We start from the raw sequence: 16,499 nt of genomic DNA, 5'->3' as shown, positions 1-16,499 counted from the left end.
CATGCTTTAGATGCACGGTACTTCCGAAACCGACAGATATCACGGGCCGCCGAATTTCTTACGAGGATAGTCCCTCGGGATCTCATCCGATCTTGTCCTTTCGTGCAGAAATCAGGTACCAACGGGCAGGAACATGCCCGGGCTCCTCCTTGTGTCCTATCCGTGTAGGGATTGCAGCGCCAGCCCGGCATGATGGGTCCGTGGTGTACGGCACCGAGTTCCGCGCTTCGTTCGGTGCCCCGAGAAGGAGGTTCTGCGTGTCACGCCAGGTACTCACGGTCTGTCCGGAACGGTCGGACAGCTATCGGACGATCGGCGAGGCACTGGCGAATGCACGCACCGGGGCGGTCATCAGCGTCATGCCCGGACAGTACGAAGAAAATCTCGTGGTCACCACACGCGTCACCATCGTGGCCCAGCAGTCCCGCGGAACGGTCGAGATATGCCCGAGAAGCGGGAGTGCCGTCGTACTTCAGTCAGACTCGATGATGCTGACCGACCTCGTCCTGCGCGGCCGGGACGAGGAAGTGCCCACCATAGACTCGTTCCGAGGGCAGATCGCCATGGACGGGTGCATGATATCCGGCGCCGCGTGGACTGCCGTTCTTGCCCGTGGAACAGGCTCGCTGGCCATGCGCGACTGCCGGGTGACGAATGTGGCGGGTGCCGGCATCGTCGTTACCTCCTCCGTCGAAAGCTTCGTGGAGTCCTGCACCGTCGAACATCTTGGAACCACCGGTGTGGTGGTCAGCGAACGAGGACGGGTAACCGTCAGAGGAAGCACCGTTCGCGATGCGCGAGGCAACGGCCTCCTCGCCAACGGCGACGCCCACACCGTGATCGAGGACTGCGACATCGCCTCGACCGACAAGCCGGCGATCGCTCTTGAAGGGGACAGCACCACCCGTGTGCTGCGTACGGTCATCCACGACGGTGAGATCGGCGTCAGCCTGGCCAGTGCCTCACGAACCCATCTGGAAGAGGTACGGGTCACCGGAACGTCGGGCCCTGGGATCATCCTCTCGGGCAGAACCGATCCAGTCGTACGACGCTGCCGCACGGCACGGACCAAGGGCAACGGCATCGTGGTCACAGACCGTTCCCGTGGCACCTTTGAAGACTGCTGGCTGGAAGACTCTGAGGCGGCTGCCCTTCGTGTGGCGGGCTCATCCTCCCCTGTTTTCACCGGCCTTGTTGTACGTGACTGCAAAGGGACGGGCGTGCTCTTCGAAGAGGACAGCGCCGCCGAGCTCGATCGTCTGGAAGTTCTCAACGCCGCGGGGGCCGGGGTCACCGTACGGACCGGCGCCAACCCGCTGCTGCGCAGGGCCCATGTGGGCTCCTGCGGAGGTGACGGCGTCGTCGTCCTGAACGGAGGGCGTGGACGCCTGGAAGATTGTCTTATTCAGCAGCCCAGCGGCGCAGGCATCTCCGTTCAGGACGGTGCCAATGTCTACGTGGGGGGCGGCGGTGTGGAGGAGGCCGTTGCTGCAGGCATCGTCGTCGGATCAGAAAGCCGCGTCACCGCACGGGACTTCCGCATCACATCCCCGGGCAAGGAAGGCGTAATCGTGGAGGCGGGAGGCGACCTCACCGCCACGAGGATCACGGTCCACGCGAGCAACGCCAGCAGTGTGCTCGTCGCCGCAGGCGGCCGCGCATCCCTGAACGCAGCCACGGCAGCCAGCAGCGCCGGGGACGCCTTCCGCATCGAGTCTGCAGAACCTACCTCCCTGGTCAACTGCGTTGCTCGCGACAACGAGGGCGCAGGCCTCATTCACACGGTCGAGGGCAGCCGCCTGGCAGTCGAGAACCTCGTCAGCGTCGGAAACAATCGCGAAGACTCCTGGGGTGCCGAACGCAGCCAGACCGCCCCGGCCACCGGCGCGACGCAGGCCATCTCCGGCCCGCTGGCCGAGCTCGATGCCCTCATCGGCCTGGACAACGTCAAACATCAGGTGCGTACCCTCGTCAACCTCACCCAGCTCGCACAACGGCGGGCCCAACTGGGCATGTCTGCACCACCGATGAGCCGGCACCTTGTCTTTGCAGGCCCTCCCGGCACGGGCAAGACCTCGGTGGCCCGTCTCTACGGCGCGATCCTGGCCGAACTGGGCACACTGCGCTCTGGGCATCTCGTCGAGGTGTCCAGAGCCGACCTGGTGGCACAGGTAATCGGCGGCACAGCTATCAAGACCACCGAAGCTTTCCAGCGCGCCCTAGGCGGAGTCCTCTTCATCGACGAGGCGTACACGCTGACAGCCGACGGCCGCAACTCCGGCGCCGACTTCGGCCGAGAGGCTGTAGACACGCTGCTGAAACTGATGGAGGACCATCGCGACGACATCGTCGTCGTGGCGGCCGGCTACTCCAAGGAGATGGATGGTTTCCTCTCCTCCAACCCAGGACTCGCCTCCCGGTTCTCCCGCACCATCGAATTCGAGAACTACAGCGTGCCCGAGCTCGTCGACATCATGCAGAGCATGTGCGAGCGCCACCAGTACCAACTGGGTGACGGTGCCCGTGAAGCACTTGCCCAGCACTTCCAGCGCATGCCTCGTGACGCCACGTTCGGCAACGGCCGCGCGGCGCGCCAGGTCTTCGAAGAGATGGTCGACCGTCAGGCTCACCGGCTGGCATCCGTTCAGGACGTCAGCAGCCATGACCTCTCTCTCCTGATGCCTGAAGACGTCGCGTCATCTGCCGGGGGTGCCGCAGCGGGCAAAGCCGACGGTGGTGAGGAGGAAGACGCCCTGGCTCGCCTGCACGACATGGTCGGACTCGGAGCGGTCAAACGTGACGTCACGGCGATGGTCAATTTGCTGGCCACTGCGCGACAGCGCGAGGCGGCGGGCCTTCCTGTGCCTCGGATCAGCCACCACCTCGTCTTCACTGGGCCTCCTGGCACCGGTAAGACGACGGTGGCCCGACTCTATGGCGAACTCCTCGTCTCCCTTGGCGTCCTTCCTCAGGGACAGCTGGTCGAGGTGTCCCGGGCAGACCTGGTCGGAAGGTATGTGGGCCACACGGCGCAACTCACCGCCGAGGTATTTCGACGTGCCCTGGGCGGAGTGCTCTTCATCGACGAGGCGTACACCCTCACTCCGGAAGGCGGATCCGCCGGCGCCGACTTCGGCCGCGAGGCTGTGGACACCCTCCTCAAACTCATGGAAGACCACCGGGACGAGGTGGTGGTCATCGTCGCCGGATACACCCGTGAGATGGAACGCTTCCTCTCATCCAACCCGGGACTGGCATCGCGTTTCTCCCGGAGGGTGGAGTTCGAGGACTACTCGTCTGATGAACTTGTCACCATCGTGCGCCATCATGCTGTCACCAGCGGCTATGAGTGTGGACCCGGCACCTCGGTGGCACTCCGCGAGCACTTCGAAGCGATCCCTCGAGACCGCTCGTTCGGTAACGCACGTCTGGCGCGGCGCGTCCTTGAAACCATGATCACACGTCAGGCCGGTCGGCTCAGCACCATGACAACGCCACCCGCGCTGGATGACCTCCGGCTGCTCATGCCGCAGGACCTCGCCGACCACGGAGCTGTCCCACGATGAGGAACGGAACCCGGAGCTCCTTCCTGCGGAAGTCTGCGTGCAAACCCGTCCCGGAGCAGGCGGATCACCAGCCTCGGTCGACAACAGCTACGCGGTCGCACCGACTTCTCACACTGTTCCTGACTTGCGGGGCTGCGATGGTCATGCTCATACCGCAGGCCGCTGCCCGCCCCGGGGAGAAAGCCGTGCGCCTGCCCGTCATGTACGCCCAGGTGTCAAAAGGACAAGACTGCACAAAATCGTCGCCCCGGAAAGTCACGGTTCTCCCCTGGCAGCAGCGCCCGCTGACCTCGATAAGAAGCCTCACGCAGGGCTTTGGCGTCACCGTCGCAGTCGTTGACACAGGAGTCTCCTCCGATGCCTCCGCTCTCGCAGGGCGTGTAACCGCGGTTGGTTCAGCTGCACGGGACTGCGTCGGGCACGGTACCTTCATGGCCGGTATCGTCGCCGCAGGCCCCACTCGGGGCACGCAGATTCTTGGCGCGGCTCCCCAGGCACGGATTCTCGCGGTGCGCGGCACCGACGAGCTGGGCGTGGCGACAGCTGCTTCCGCCGCGACGGGGATCCGCGAGGCGACGGAAGCAGGAGTCCAGATCATTGTCGTCTCGGCAGCGCTGCCGAGATCCTCCTCCGAACTCACCGCAGCCGTTCAGGATGCCGAAGCCCACGACATCCTCATTGTTGCGCCCGCGGTCCCCGACACCGCCGCCTCACCCCAAGGCAGCAGCGAGTCGCAGCCGCTCAAAGCCTGGCCTGCCGTACAGGCCGGCGTCCTGTCCGTACTGGATGTCGGGCAGAACGGACTTCGACCGCAAAATGCCCCGCAGCCGGTGGGCGCCGACCTGGCCGCCCCGGGCGACGGGGTAGTGGGCATCGGTCCGCACGGCTCCGGGCATTTCATCGGTACCGGCTCGTCGTTCGCCACCGCCTATGTTGGGGGAGTAGCTGCGCTCGTGCGCTCATCGCACCCTGACTGGTCGGCAGCCCAGACCGCACGGTGCCTCGTCGCCACCGCGTATCCCGCCGACGTGCCCAGACTCGACCCGTACGCGGCCCTCACCTTGGCATTGCCAACTGACAGCAAACCTGCTGCAGCCCAAGACAAATCCGCTGTGCACTTGACGTTCCCTCCGTCTCAGGGACCTGTGCTGCATCGAGCCCTTCTGATCAGTGGCCTGGGATTTTCGTTGGGGCTCCTGGTGATTTGGGCAGCAGTGATTGTTCCCCGTGGCCAGCGCCGCCGCTGGAGTCCACCCGAGGAAGACGGCATGAACGCGGGCTGAGTCCGCGTGCCGGGCAGGATCCCTTCCCGCTCGAGATCTGATTTGTCCTTCGATATGGCAGATGGGTTCAGCACTCTGTGGAGGCTTACAGCTGCCCGGAACTGTTCTGGATGGCGGCCCGTGGGTTCGGAGTGCGCGGTTACCACGCAGTCTGTTGAAGCGCTCGTAGGCCGCGCTCACGGCGTTGTCCTGGGCTGCCGCACTGCCCCGGATGTTCGTCGGAAATGACAGGCGCCGGCCGGCCAGGGTTTGTACCCTGACCGCCGACGTGTGTTGACTTCGGGCGAGGTCTACTGCCACGCGTCGGATCTGGCAGGCGCGAGCAGTCGAGAAGCCGTCGTGGTGTCTGATCCCTAGCCCACACCTACATGAGCCCGTCCTGACCAGCTGAATCTTCATCCAAAACCGCCAGTTGGATGAGCGACGCCTTGCGGCGCACCACATGCTGGGCGCGTCCGGCGGGAAGTTCACGGGCTTTGACGCCGCCGAACAGGAGCCCTTCCGAGGGCGGGCAGGACAGCAGCAGACCGGGCGTGTTGACTTCGTCCATCCGCCGCAGGAGTGCATCGTTCAACCCGCGTCCGGATCCGGTGGCGCTGCGGGAGACGATCAGATGCAGGCCGATCTCATGCCCCAGGGCCAGGTATTCCATGAACGGCGCGAACGGGTGGTCGTGCATCATGCCGTTGCTGACCATGTCGTAGTCGTCAATAAGTACGAACAGGCGGGGGCCCGTCCACCAGTCGGCGGCGCGCATGCGTGAGGGAGAGATCTCCGGTCCGGGCATACGGGCTTTCATCGCCCGGGCCGAACCATCGACGAGTTCCCGCAGAGCGTCGCCAGACACTGCGTGTCCCAGCCGGTAGGCATCGGGTACCTCTTCGGCAAGGGTTCGCCTGTAGTCGACCAGGAGAATGCGTGCCTCGTCGGGAGAGTGCTTGTCCATGACCGCTTTCGCGACCAGACGCAGCAGGTTCGTCTTGCCGCTTTCGCTGTCGCCGACCGCCACAAGGTGCGGGGTGCGGCTGAAGTCGTGCCAGACAGGTTCCAGCCGTTCTTCGTCGATGCCAAGAGCGATACGCAGGTTGGCGTCGCGTGTGGCGACCGGGAGCTCGGTGGCCGGGAGCCGAGCAGGCAGCATGCGGACGCTGGGGGCTCTGTCTCCTTGCCAGTAGCCGTTCACGAGGCTGACCAGGCCGGTGACTCCGTCTGCGAGATCCTCGGTGGTCTGGATGCCGTCGAAGCGGGGGAGGGCACCCAGGAAGTGCAGCTTTTCTTCGGTCAGGCCGCGGCCGCCGGTACGCGGCACCGTGTCGGCTTTGCGGATGTCGATCAATGAGTCCATGTTGTCACCGAGCCGCAGTTCCAGCTTGGTGGCGGCCTGGTCACGGACCTGGGCGGACAGTTCCACCCAGCGGGTTGTGGTGACGATGAGGTGGATACCGTAGTTCAGCCCGCGTGCGGCGAACTGGTTGAAGGTGGGGATGTAGGCGTCGAAGTCCTGCCGGACAGTCGACCATCCGTCGATCACCAGGAAGACGTCTCCGTGGGGTTGGTCGGCGAAGCGCCCTTGTGTGCGCAGGCGGCGATAGGTCGCCATAGAGTCGATCTCGTGGTCCAGGAAGAATTGCTCCCGGTCGTTGAGGATGGCGTTGACCTCGGCCACGGTGCGGCTGATGCGGTCACGGTCCAGGCGGCCCGCCACTCCGCCGACGTGCGGCAGTCCGGTCAGCGCCGAAAGTGCGCCACCACCGAAGTCCAGACAGTAGAACTGCACTTCGGCGGGCGAGTGGGTGAGAGCCAGGGCTGTGATCAGTGTGCGGACCATAGTGGATTTGCCGCTCTGGGATCCACCTGCCACCGCGACGTGTCCCCCGGCCGCCGACAGATCGACAATCATCGGGTCGCGACGCTGCTCGAAGGGCTTGTCGACGATGCCCAGCGGGATACGGAGGTGACCCGTTCCGGGCCAGCCCGCAGGGCTCATTCCGCGGCGGGCATCTGGCTGCAGCGCGGGTAGCAGCTGGTCCAGGGAGGGAGGCATGTCCAGGGGCGGGAGCCACACTTCGTGGGCCGGCGGCCCGGCGTCGCGGAGTCTGTCGAGGGCTACGGACAGCAGTGTTTCGCTCTTGCCATCGGCCATCTCATCGTCATTGCTGGGTTCGTCCGGGACCGGGGTGACAGGAGCCCGGGGCACTACATAGCCGGCCGTCCAGGGGACGACCTGGCTGGCGACCTTGGCCTGCGCCACGGCACCGCGGCGCCGGAGGTAGGTGCCGGAAACATACGCTGCGCGGAAACGGATCAGTTCCTCGACGCCGCTCTTGAGGAAGCCGCTGCCCGGCTGCGAGGGAAGTTCGTAGGCATCCGGAACGCCAAGCACACCGCGGCTCTCCATCGCGGAGAAGGTCCGCAAGCCGATGCGATAGGACAGATGTCCTTCGAGCTGGTGCATGCGGCCCTCGTCGAGGCGCTGTGAGGCCAGCAGCAGGTGTACACCCAGGGACCGGCCCAGGCGGCCGATCATGACGAACAGTTCCATGAATTCGCGGTGGGCGGAGAGAAGTTCACTGAACTCATCGACCACCACGAAAAGGCTGGGCATGGGGGTCAGCGGTGTGCCTGAGGCGCGTGCCTTCTCGTAGTCCAGGGCTGATGTGTAGTTTCCGGCCTTGCGCAGGAGTTCTTGTCTGCGGATCAGTTCGCCGTGCAGGGCATCCTGCATACGGGCCACGAGGGCGACTTCGTCCGCAAGGTTGGTGATGACGGCAGAGGTGTGGGGCAGTTCGTCGAGTCCCAGGAAGGTGGCGCCTCCCTTGAAGTCGACGAGGACAAAGTTCAGTGTCTCCGATGAGTTGGTGAGCGCCAGGGCGAGGACCAGGGTGCGCAGGAGCTCGCTCTTGCCGGAGCCGGTGGCGCCGATGAGCATGCCGTGCGGTCCCATGCCGCCGAGCGCGGACTCCTTGATGTCCAGGTCGACGGGGGTGCCGTCGGCCCCCACTGCGATGGGTACGCGCAGCCGAGAGGAGCCGACGGCTTTGTGCCACAGGGTGGCGGGTGTGTGCTCGTGCAGGTCGCGGATGCCGAGCAGGGTGGTCAACTGCACATCGGCTGAAAGGGGCTCTGCGATGTCGGTGTTGAGGCTCATCCGGTATGGCGCCACCAACCGTGCCAGCGCCTCGGCGCCCACAGATCCAAGGGCGTCAGGGACGCCGAGATCCGTGACCTCCTCTTTACGGTTGCGGTCGGTGCGGACCAGTTGCACGTTGTCGGGGTGCACCTCGAGTCGCAGGGTGGTGCGGCCTGGCTTCCACTGCAGGGCTCCGCCGAGGTCGAGGACGACAGTGTTCCTGAAGCCTTGGGTGTTGATGCGGTGCCCGGCGGGGATCACTGCACCGTCCAGGACCAGAACCGTGAAGGGCTCGTCCCGGCTGGACATCGCCTCCGGGTCGAAGGCCGGACGCTCGGAGAACTCCGGTCCGAGGAGATCCTCGAGCACCGTCAGCGACCCTGCGATCATCCGTGCGGGACCTGCCCCGTCCTGTTCCTGAGGGTGCAAGGTGTGCGGGAGCCACTTCGTCCACTCCCATTCGGCCCGCCGTTCGTCGGCGGCGCACACTGCGATCCACACGTCGTCGGGCGCGTGGAAGACGGCTACCTGGGCCAGCATCGCGCGGACTGCAGATCTGATGGCGTCGTCATCGCCACGGAAGAGGACTCGTGACCAGGCGCGCAGGTAGACGGCGATAGGCTGGTCGGGGACGGTGGTGTAGGCCCGAAGCATGCGGCGCAGGGCATGGGCGCACAGGGGCTCGAGATCTTCTACCGGCTTCGTCGCCAGGGGATTGAGGCGCAGTTCCAGCTGTTGTGCGCCGACGGCCAGACGGACTTCTGCGAAATCCTCGTCGGTGGCCCTGCGCTCCCACAGCCTGCTGGTGCGCACCATGGACCGCAGCGTGTCCGGTGCAGGGTGGCGCCAGGCGAGAGCCACCTGTTGCTGTGCCACTGCTTTGCGCACCTTCTGGCGGATTTGGTCCAGATAACGCAGGTAGTCACGTCTTTCGCCACGCAAGCGCTGTTTGCGCTCACTGCTCTTGCGGACCGTCTGCCCGACCAGCATGGCCGCAGAGGCGACGACCATGACGCCCAGTGCGACGTAGCTGAAGACTCCGGCTGCGCCCCGGCCGGGAACGACGAACATCAACATCATCGAGACCGACATCATCGATGTCGGCAGGTAGGTCCATATTGCCGAGGTATCGGAGACGACTTCGGGCAAGGAGGGCGGCTCTTGGAGGTTGATCTCTCCCTCGGGCATCTCCGGTCCCCTGCGGCGGGCCGGCCTGCGGAACAGCACCACGGTCAACGGACATTCTCCTTCAGGCGGCCATGATCGCGGGCACGGCGACAGGTGCCCGGCTTCTTCTGCCTGCGGGGTGCGCACGATGCGGCGCTGACTTCTCCCGGCTGGCACACGCGCTCGAGCGAAGGCGCGCGAGAGCGAAAAACGTACCTCGTGCGGTGAGTTCTTCCGAAGCTAGGAATCAGGACGAAGACTTTCCCTTGCCCGAAAGTTCACGGATCAGAGCCGTTGTGCCCTCAGCCCCGGCCAACCCGTTCGGCCGTCAGTAGGGTGCACTCGATCGGCGGCGTGTCAAAGCCGCTTACCCCATTCACTCCACGGAGAAGCGGTTTCTTCGATGACCGACTCCTCGGCCGCAGCCCTGTGCCGGCTGACCGTCCGCACACCCGGCCGCAGCATTGATCTGGCCGTTCCTTCCGATGTGCCGGTCGCGGACCTCCTGCCGGCATTGCTGCGCTATGCGGGCGACGAAACAGAGGAGAAGGGGCTCGAGCACGACGGCTGGATACTGCAGCGCCTGGGCAGCGCACCTTTCGACGAAGAGGCGAGTCTTGAGGCAGCCGGGCTCTCGGATGGAGATGTCCTGTATCTGCGCCCGCGCACTGAAGCGATGCCCGAGGTCCAGCTCGACGATCTCATCGACGGCATCGCGACGACCATGCACGAGCGTCACCACGGCTGGAGTACCGAGGCGAGCCGCCGGCTGCTGTACGGGGTGACCGGTGCGCTCCTGGCAGCGGTCCTTGTCGTGCTTGGATGGCCGGGGGAGCCCGCAGGCTCCAGCGCAGCTGCCGCAGCCGTTATCGGTCTGGTGCTCCTTGCGGGCTCGGCGTCCGCCAGCCGAGCCATGGCCGACGCCACGGCAGCGGCCGTGCTCGGATTCGCAGCGACGCCGTACCTGGCTTTCGCCGGGTGGCTCATGCCTGGGGTCGGCATGCATGGCAATGCCGTACCGGCGTTGGGAGCTCGCCTCCTGGCAGCCGGGTCCGCGGCGGCGGGAAGCGCGGTCCTCGCCCTGGCTGTCGGCGGTGTGTTCACTCCCTGGTTCGTCGCCCTGGCTTTGGTTGGCGCCGTCACCACAGCAGCCGGTTTGGTCATGGGCTTCATGGGGCTGGGCTTGGCGTCTACAGCCTCCCTTGTTGCGGCCACCGCCGTAGTCCTGGGCGGCACTGTTCCATCGGTCGCCTTCCGGATGTCCGGTATGCGGATGCCGCCCATGCCCACCAACCCCCAACAGCTGCAAGAAGGCATCGAACCTCACTCCATGAGCGATGTTGCGACACGTACGGAAATTGCCAGCACGTGGATGACCGCTCTGTACGCGGCTACGGGAGTTCTTTGCACGGTGTCCGTGCTCGTGCTCGCCAGCAGCCCGAAACTCCCCTTCGACCTGACTTCGTGCACCTTGTCCTTGCTGCTTCTGCTGCACGGCCGCAGCCTGGTCAACGTCGCTCAGCGTCTTGTTCTGGTCATCCCCGGAGTTATCGGCTTCGCGGGATTCGCTCTCACGTGTGCCGAGAGTCTCGCGCCGACGAGCCGACTGGTTCTCGTAGCGGCTCTCATAAGCCTGACCGCCGTCGTCACCATCGCGGCGTGGACCGTGCCCGGGCGCCGCCTGGCCCCGTACTGGGGCAGAGCCACCGAACTCATCCACTCGGCTGCGGCCATCAGCCTGCTTCCGCTCATCTTGTGGTCCACCGGTCTCCTCGCCGTGCTGCGCGGACTCAGCAGCTGATACGGGACATCCACATGCAATCCAAACGCGATCAGGTCCAGGCGCACATGTTCGTCATGGAACGCCTCTCCTCCGGCATGCTCGTGGCCAACCCCGATGCGCCCGAAAGCCCGCTCTCACGCACCGGCAGGGGAGCCGTCGTCGGGATCGTGCTGGCCGTACTCGTGGCTGCGGGCGCCTACGTCTTCGGATTCTTCTCACCCGGCCAGGACAACAGCTGGCGTGCCCCAGGCACTCTGGTGATCAACAGCGACACCGGCGCCCGTTACCTCTACAGCAACGGGCGGCTGCACCCGGTCCTCAACTACGCGTCAGCCCTGCTGCTTGCCGGAAAGGACCTCAAGACCACAACCGCGCATTCCGGCACGCTGTCCGGGGCCCCGATCGGATTGCCCGTCGGCATCCCGGACGCCCCCGACTCGGTGCCCGCCGCGTCGTCCCTGGACACCAGTTCCTGGAAGGTATGCGTCGCCACCAGCGCTGCAGGACGGACCTCCACCACCCTGGTTGCAGGCGCACCGATTGGAGAAGTACCCGCGAAGGCTGACGAAGCTCTGCTCGTCAGCGGGCCGGACAAGAGCAAATACCTGGTGTGGCGCGGGAGTCGTCTCGAGCTTGACAAGTCCACCCATGCAGCGGAGTCGTTGGGTTTCGCCGCCGTGGAACCACGGCACGTCTCGGCTGCGTTTCTCGGTGCGTTGTCGCAAGGACCGGCTCTGAAGGCGCCCACGGTCGCCGGCCGCGGACAGCGCGGACCTCGTGTCGGCGGCATTGACACAAGGGTCGGACAGATCCTGAGTGTCATCGTCCCTGGCTCGAGTGCCACGCAGGCATACCTGGTGACCCGGCAGGGACTTCTGCCTCTCACACCGACGGGCGCGGCTTTGATTCTGGGAGACCCCGCGACGCGGACCCTGGCATACCAGAATGCCAACCCCGTTGCGGCCCAGGTGGGCTCCGCCGCAGTGAGCCAGTACCTGGCGCCGAGCGGTTCACGCCTGCTTCCCACCACCCTGCCTGAGACCCCGCCGTACCCCATGTCCGTACCCGATGACACAGCGGCCTGCGCCGTGCAGCATCCCAGCCGGGCCGGCGTGCAGATCTCCCTTGGCCTGGTCCGGGCCGAGACTCTTGGCCCCCGTGCACAACAGCCGACGAGCACGGTGAAGCCGGGATGTCTGCCTGTCGACGCCGTCGTCGTACGTCCAGGCCACGCAGTGCTCGTCAACGCCCTGGCGGGAGACGGCAGCGCGATTGGTGACACCACCTACCTGGTCACAGAGACTGGGGTCAAGTACCGGATCCCTAGCACTGATTCCCTCACCGCTTTGGGCTTTGGGGATACGGACGCCGAGCGTCTGCCAGCCCCGTTGCTGTCCATGCTTCCCAGCGGACCAGATCTGGGTACGGACGCTGCCGCCGGTAGTGCTCAGGTCCGCATAACAGCTCCTGATTGCGGTGGCCCGCTTCAGAGGCAGTAGGCCGATCCTTCGGGTTGCCCGATAAGGCAGCAGACCCTGCCCGTATTTGTATTGATTCCCGATCACCAGCGATCGAGGATTGCCGGGCTATCTCTTTGGCCGCGGCCGCCCTGTGACGGTTGGTGAATCGTCGGCCGTGCTCTGTGCAGCCCAGCCGGCCGCCATACACATGACTGTTCGAAGGAGAACCGCTCATGGCATCCAACGCCCAGATTTCTGACGAGGCGGCCACCCGCAACGGCATCCATGCGCTGGACCAGGCATACAAGGCCATCAGCAAGTGCAAGGGCGATGTGGACAGTACGGCCGGCAATCTCGCCAACAGCTACAAGGGCGCGGACGGCGCCGCCTACACCCAGTTGCTGCAGTCCTGGGATGCACAGGCCAACGTCATCCTGAAGAACCTCAGCGAGATGATGGATGCGCTGGACCAGAGCCTGAAGCAGCACGGTAAGACCGTGGAGGCGCACAGCAACTGGATCTCCTCGGCCTCCTCGAATCAGGCTTACAACTTGCTTACCCCGTGACAGCGCCCCTCTGTTCCCCCTGTAACGGCCCTTAGCGCGAGGAGACGAAGTCGCCATGCCAGACAACCTGACCGACGGCAGCATTTACGTCGACTACAACCACGTCGACAATGCGGCGGAAGACATGGTCATGCAGACCAAGGCGATCGCCAACACCATCTCCCACTTGGAAATGGAGCTGAACGCGCTCGTGAAGTCCTGGTACGGCGAGGATGCCTCGGCCTACCACGACCGGCAGCGCGCCTGGGACCAGGCCGTGCGCAACATGGAAACGATGCTCAACTCGCATGCGAACCTCCTGAACGAAATCTCAGGCAGCTACAAGTTCAGCGAAAACGGCCTGGCTGACATGTGGTCGCAGATCAAGATCGGTTCGTGAGCAGGCTGCCGGCGCATCCGCCGTTTCTCGGGACAGACATATGACGAACCTGACGCATCTCGATGCGAAGACACTGCAATCGTTCATGGACCACGATCTCAGTGACTTCATCACTGCTTTGAAGAACATTCGGCTCGACCAGCCGTTCGGTGCTCGCGCCCTGAAGAGCCTGCTCGAGGGAATCGGCACGCCGGATACGCTTCAGGAGAACACGATCCTTGGCATCGGCCTCATGGCTGCGGACGGAGCTTCGGTCAAGGGATCAGCCCTCATCAAGGCTGTGACCAATGGAGCACAGTCCATTGACACTGTCCTGGAGCGGCAGGGCAAGGTTTTCAACGAGATCCACAATGATCTGATCGAGACCATCTCCACTTTGCTGAAGACGCAAGGCACATCGCTCGACTCACTTGAAGACAGCAAGTTCCTTGATGTCTTTTCCGACGTGAACCGGGATCTGGGCCCGGGCACGGGAGCAGGCACCGGTACCGGTACGAAGCCTGCCTGATCACCGGAGCCTGACCGCCGTCACCCTCCACGCCGCGCCTCGGAGCCAGCCATGCCCGCCACCTATTCCCCTGATGACTACTGGGGGGCCATCACCACCCTGTTCACCGGATACTCCATGCCAGACCGGGCCAAGCTTTTCGAAAAGCTCGTCGACACGCACGGCGTGCCTCTTATGCGTGTCGAGATCGATGACATGCGCTACGACAACGGCGGTGGTGCGAACGCCGGATGGCTGCCCATCGATGGTGATCAGGACTACAACCTCTTCTTCGCCCCCAAGGACGGAGTCCAGAATCAGATCGCCCCCTTTCAGGTGAGGATCTGGCTCATGGGTGCCAGCCACGGAACCAATCGATTTGGGTTCAGTGTCGGAAAGATCGCAGGTGGCGGCGGCCTGGGAGTTGGTGGCGGGTCGGGGAAGATCGGTGAAACCGACTATTCCGCCGCTGACCTCTTCAAGTGGGTGGGCGGCAGCCGCTCGGCGCTGCTCACTCTGCAGACCAATCACACCACCCGCGGCTTTCAGTACGATGGTGTCACCGTGGCTGACGCCGATGCGGTCGACCTTCGGTCCTTCGACATCACAGCGCTCGCCTTCGATCGGTCTCACGGTTTTTTTGCGCAGCAGGCCGACGTCCTTGCAGCATGGGAGAAGAGCCTCGGCGGCGAACACTCTTCGTGGCATGGAAAAGCAGCAGGTGTTTTCTGGAACTTGGTCCACCATCTGCACACCAACTACGAGAGTTACGTAACCCAGCAGGGCGGGCGCAACTACAAGGGCACCAATACCACGGTCTTGGGCTATGTGCCCCGGTCCAAGTTTGCTGATGCCGTCGCGGGTGCGCAGAAGCACCTGGCAGAGTCGGTCGACAAGATGAACAATGCATGGACGTCCTGGGCGAGTGAGGGCAAGCACGACCCCTACTGGTGGGCCTTGAACTACCTCGACCAGATCGCTGCCTGGTCCAGCGCCCACAACATCGGCAAGCTTATTCCGGCAGTGCGGTTGGTCGACGGGCAGCTCACGGTGGAACTGCAGCCTGCCGAAGGTTTTGAGGCCACCAATCCCATGTTCGGGGATCCCAAGTCTTACGACTTTTGGAAGGCGCTTGGGCAGCGGGCTCTCAGCGACTGGAACAATCACACCGATACAGAACTTGCGAATCCTGCAAAAGTTACCTTGTCGGGCCTGGCGTCCACGTGGTTGGCGGATGCCGGCAACTTTGACTTCGGCCTGGAGGACAAGGACACCAGTCCCCTTTCCTCGGGGAGTAGCAAGGACGGCGGCGACGGCGGCCTCGACGACCTCAAGAAGAAGATGGGCCAGGGCTTCAAAGGGCTCGGTAACGGTCTGAACGGGCTTGGGAACGGTCTGAACGGGCTTGGGAACGGTCTGAACGGGCTCGGGAACAACTTCAAGGGGCTTGGCAACAACCTCAACACCGGGTTGAACAACCTCGGAAACGGCTTTAAGAACAACTTCAATAACCTGGGATTGGGCCTCGGTAACGGCCTCAACCAACTCGGTACCGGACTCAAGGGTCTGGGTGACGGCTTCAACTCCAGCTTCACCAACCTCGGAGCGGGCCTGGGCAACGGCTTCAACCAACTCGGGTCTGGCCTCAATGGCCTCGGCAGCAATCTTGGCGGCATCGGCGGGATCCTGGGCGGCCTGGGGGGAGGAACAGGCGGGAACTCCCTCCTCGGAAACAACGATCTCGGCGGAGCTCTCACCCCCGGTGGCGGGCGCACCCACCTGAATCCTGACGGCACGATCAGCACTACCTTCCCCGACGGCACGGTCCAGACCATCGACCCCAAGACCGGCAAGGTGACCACCAAGGCGCCCGACGGCACGATCAAGACGTCCCAGCTCCACGACAGCCAGATCCTGCACAACCCCGACGGAAGCACGACGGTGCTCAATCCCGACGGCACCCTCACCACGTCGTACCGGGACGGAACGACCACCACACTCGACCCGACGACAGGCCACCTCACTACCACCAACCCCGACGGCACGAAGACCACCCAGGACCTCCTGCACCCCGCCCAGAGCGGAAGCGGCAGCGCCGGAAATTTCCACCTCACGCTGCCCAAGGGATTCGGGAGCACCTCCGGACTCCTGAGCGGACACTCCAACAACTTCGCTGGCACGGGCGGTTCAAGCGGCGCCGGACAAAGCTATGAGGAGTACGACAGCAGCCCGCTCGGAGGCGGAGCGCTGGGCGCCCCCGGTGTCGGCGCCGGCATGGGAGCCCTGTCCTCGTCCGGTGGCATGGGAGGTATGCCTATGGGGGGTATGCCCATGAGCGGGCCTGCCGGCGGCGCAGGGGGCGGAGGTGGGAACTCCGGCGAACGCCTCCGCAACGTCCTGACTGACTCTTCAGGACCCACCAACCGCCGCGGTACCAAATCTCGAACGTCCTCCACCGGTGACGACGAGAACGACCTGGTCGTCAACAAATCCAGGACCCCAACCACCAGCGGCGCCTCTCCAACGGATCGGTCGAAGGACTCGCGAAAGTCCGGCCGATCGGTACAGAGCGTGGGGCCAGCGCGCGTGAACTGGGACACAGAGGACGACGATGTCTGGGGCGCGGAAGAGGGCGGCGCACCTGCAGTCCTTGGGCGCTGAACCCAGTACACAGACGC

General features: G+C 64.6%; 9 protein-coding genes. 8 read left to right on the top strand and 1 reads right to left on the bottom strand.

The features are described from left to right. Nucleotides 1-257 precede the first annotated feature (257 nt). Both ACICHK_RS42835 and ACICHK_RS42830 read left to right on the top strand, forming a co-directional pair. Entirely contained in the window at nucleotides 258-3,566 is a 3,309-nt protein-coding gene (locus ACICHK_RS42835) for a right-handed parallel beta-helix repeat-containing protein (protein WP_406841919.1), read from the top strand. Then, nucleotides 3,563-4,849: a S8 family serine peptidase gene (locus tag ACICHK_RS42830; protein ID WP_406841745.1), complete on the top strand. Its 1,287-nt coding sequence runs from the start codon at nucleotides 3,563-3,565 to the stop codon at nucleotides 4,847-4,849. Before ACICHK_RS42835 ends, ACICHK_RS42830 begins: the two co-directional genes overlap by 4 nt. 364 nt (nucleotides 4,850-5,213) lie before the next feature. Here ACICHK_RS42830 and eccCa read toward each other — a convergent pair whose 3' ends face one another. Further along, nucleotides 5,214-9,167, bottom strand: coding sequence for a type VII secretion protein EccCa (gene eccCa / locus ACICHK_RS42825; protein WP_406841918.1), 3,954 nt, complete (start codon nucleotides 9,165-9,167; stop codon nucleotides 5,214-5,216). A gap of 382 nt (nucleotides 9,168-9,549) precedes the next feature. On the opposite strand from eccCa, the gene eccD reads away from it, so the two are divergent. The 6 genes from eccD to ACICHK_RS42795 all read left to right on the top strand — a co-directional run bounded on the left by eccD (nucleotide 9,550) and on the right by ACICHK_RS42795 (nucleotide 16,482). Continuing rightward, nucleotides 9,550-10,947, top strand: a complete 1,398-nt coding sequence (gene eccD / locus ACICHK_RS42820) for a type VII secretion integral membrane protein EccD (RefSeq protein ID WP_406841743.1) — start codon at nucleotides 9,550-9,552, stop codon at nucleotides 10,945-10,947. Nucleotides 10,948-10,961: 14 nt separating this feature from the next. Next, nucleotides 10,962-12,428, top strand: coding sequence for a type VII secretion protein EccB (eccB, locus tag ACICHK_RS42815; protein WP_406841741.1), 1,467 nt, complete (start codon nucleotides 10,962-10,964; stop codon nucleotides 12,426-12,428). A 194-nt stretch (nucleotides 12,429-12,622) separates the two neighbouring features. Then, complete coding sequence (locus ACICHK_RS42810) at nucleotides 12,623-12,955, top strand: hypothetical protein (protein ID WP_406841740.1); 333 nt, start codon at nucleotides 12,623-12,625, stop codon at nucleotides 12,953-12,955. 55 nt (nucleotides 12,956-13,010) lie between these two features. Further along, nucleotides 13,011-13,334: a WXG100 family type VII secretion target gene (locus ACICHK_RS42805; RefSeq protein WP_406841739.1), complete on the top strand. Its 324-nt coding sequence runs from the start codon at nucleotides 13,011-13,013 to the stop codon at nucleotides 13,332-13,334. Nucleotides 13,335-13,374: 40 nt separating this feature from the next. Beyond that, a complete protein-coding gene (locus ACICHK_RS42800; RefSeq protein WP_406841737.1) occupies nucleotides 13,375-13,842 on the top strand; it encodes a type VII secretion system-associated protein in 468 nt (155 codons plus the stop codon). Nucleotides 13,843-13,893: 51 nt separating this feature from the next. Further along, nucleotides 13,894-16,482 carry an AAWKG family protein gene (locus tag ACICHK_RS42795; RefSeq protein ID WP_406841735.1) on the top strand — a complete coding sequence of 863 codons (2,589 nt, stop codon included), beginning with the start codon at nucleotides 13,894-13,896 and terminating at the stop codon, nucleotides 16,480-16,482. The last annotated feature ends 17 nt before the right edge of the window (nucleotides 16,483-16,499 follow it).

Source organism: Streptomyces sp. AHU1, from assembly GCF_045343905.1.
GTDB lineage: Bacteria > Actinomycetota > Actinomycetes > Streptomycetales > Streptomycetaceae > Streptomyces > Streptomyces triticiradicis.
Note: the sequence above shows the minus strand (reverse complement) of the source record. Positions and strands in the feature narration are given on the sequence as shown.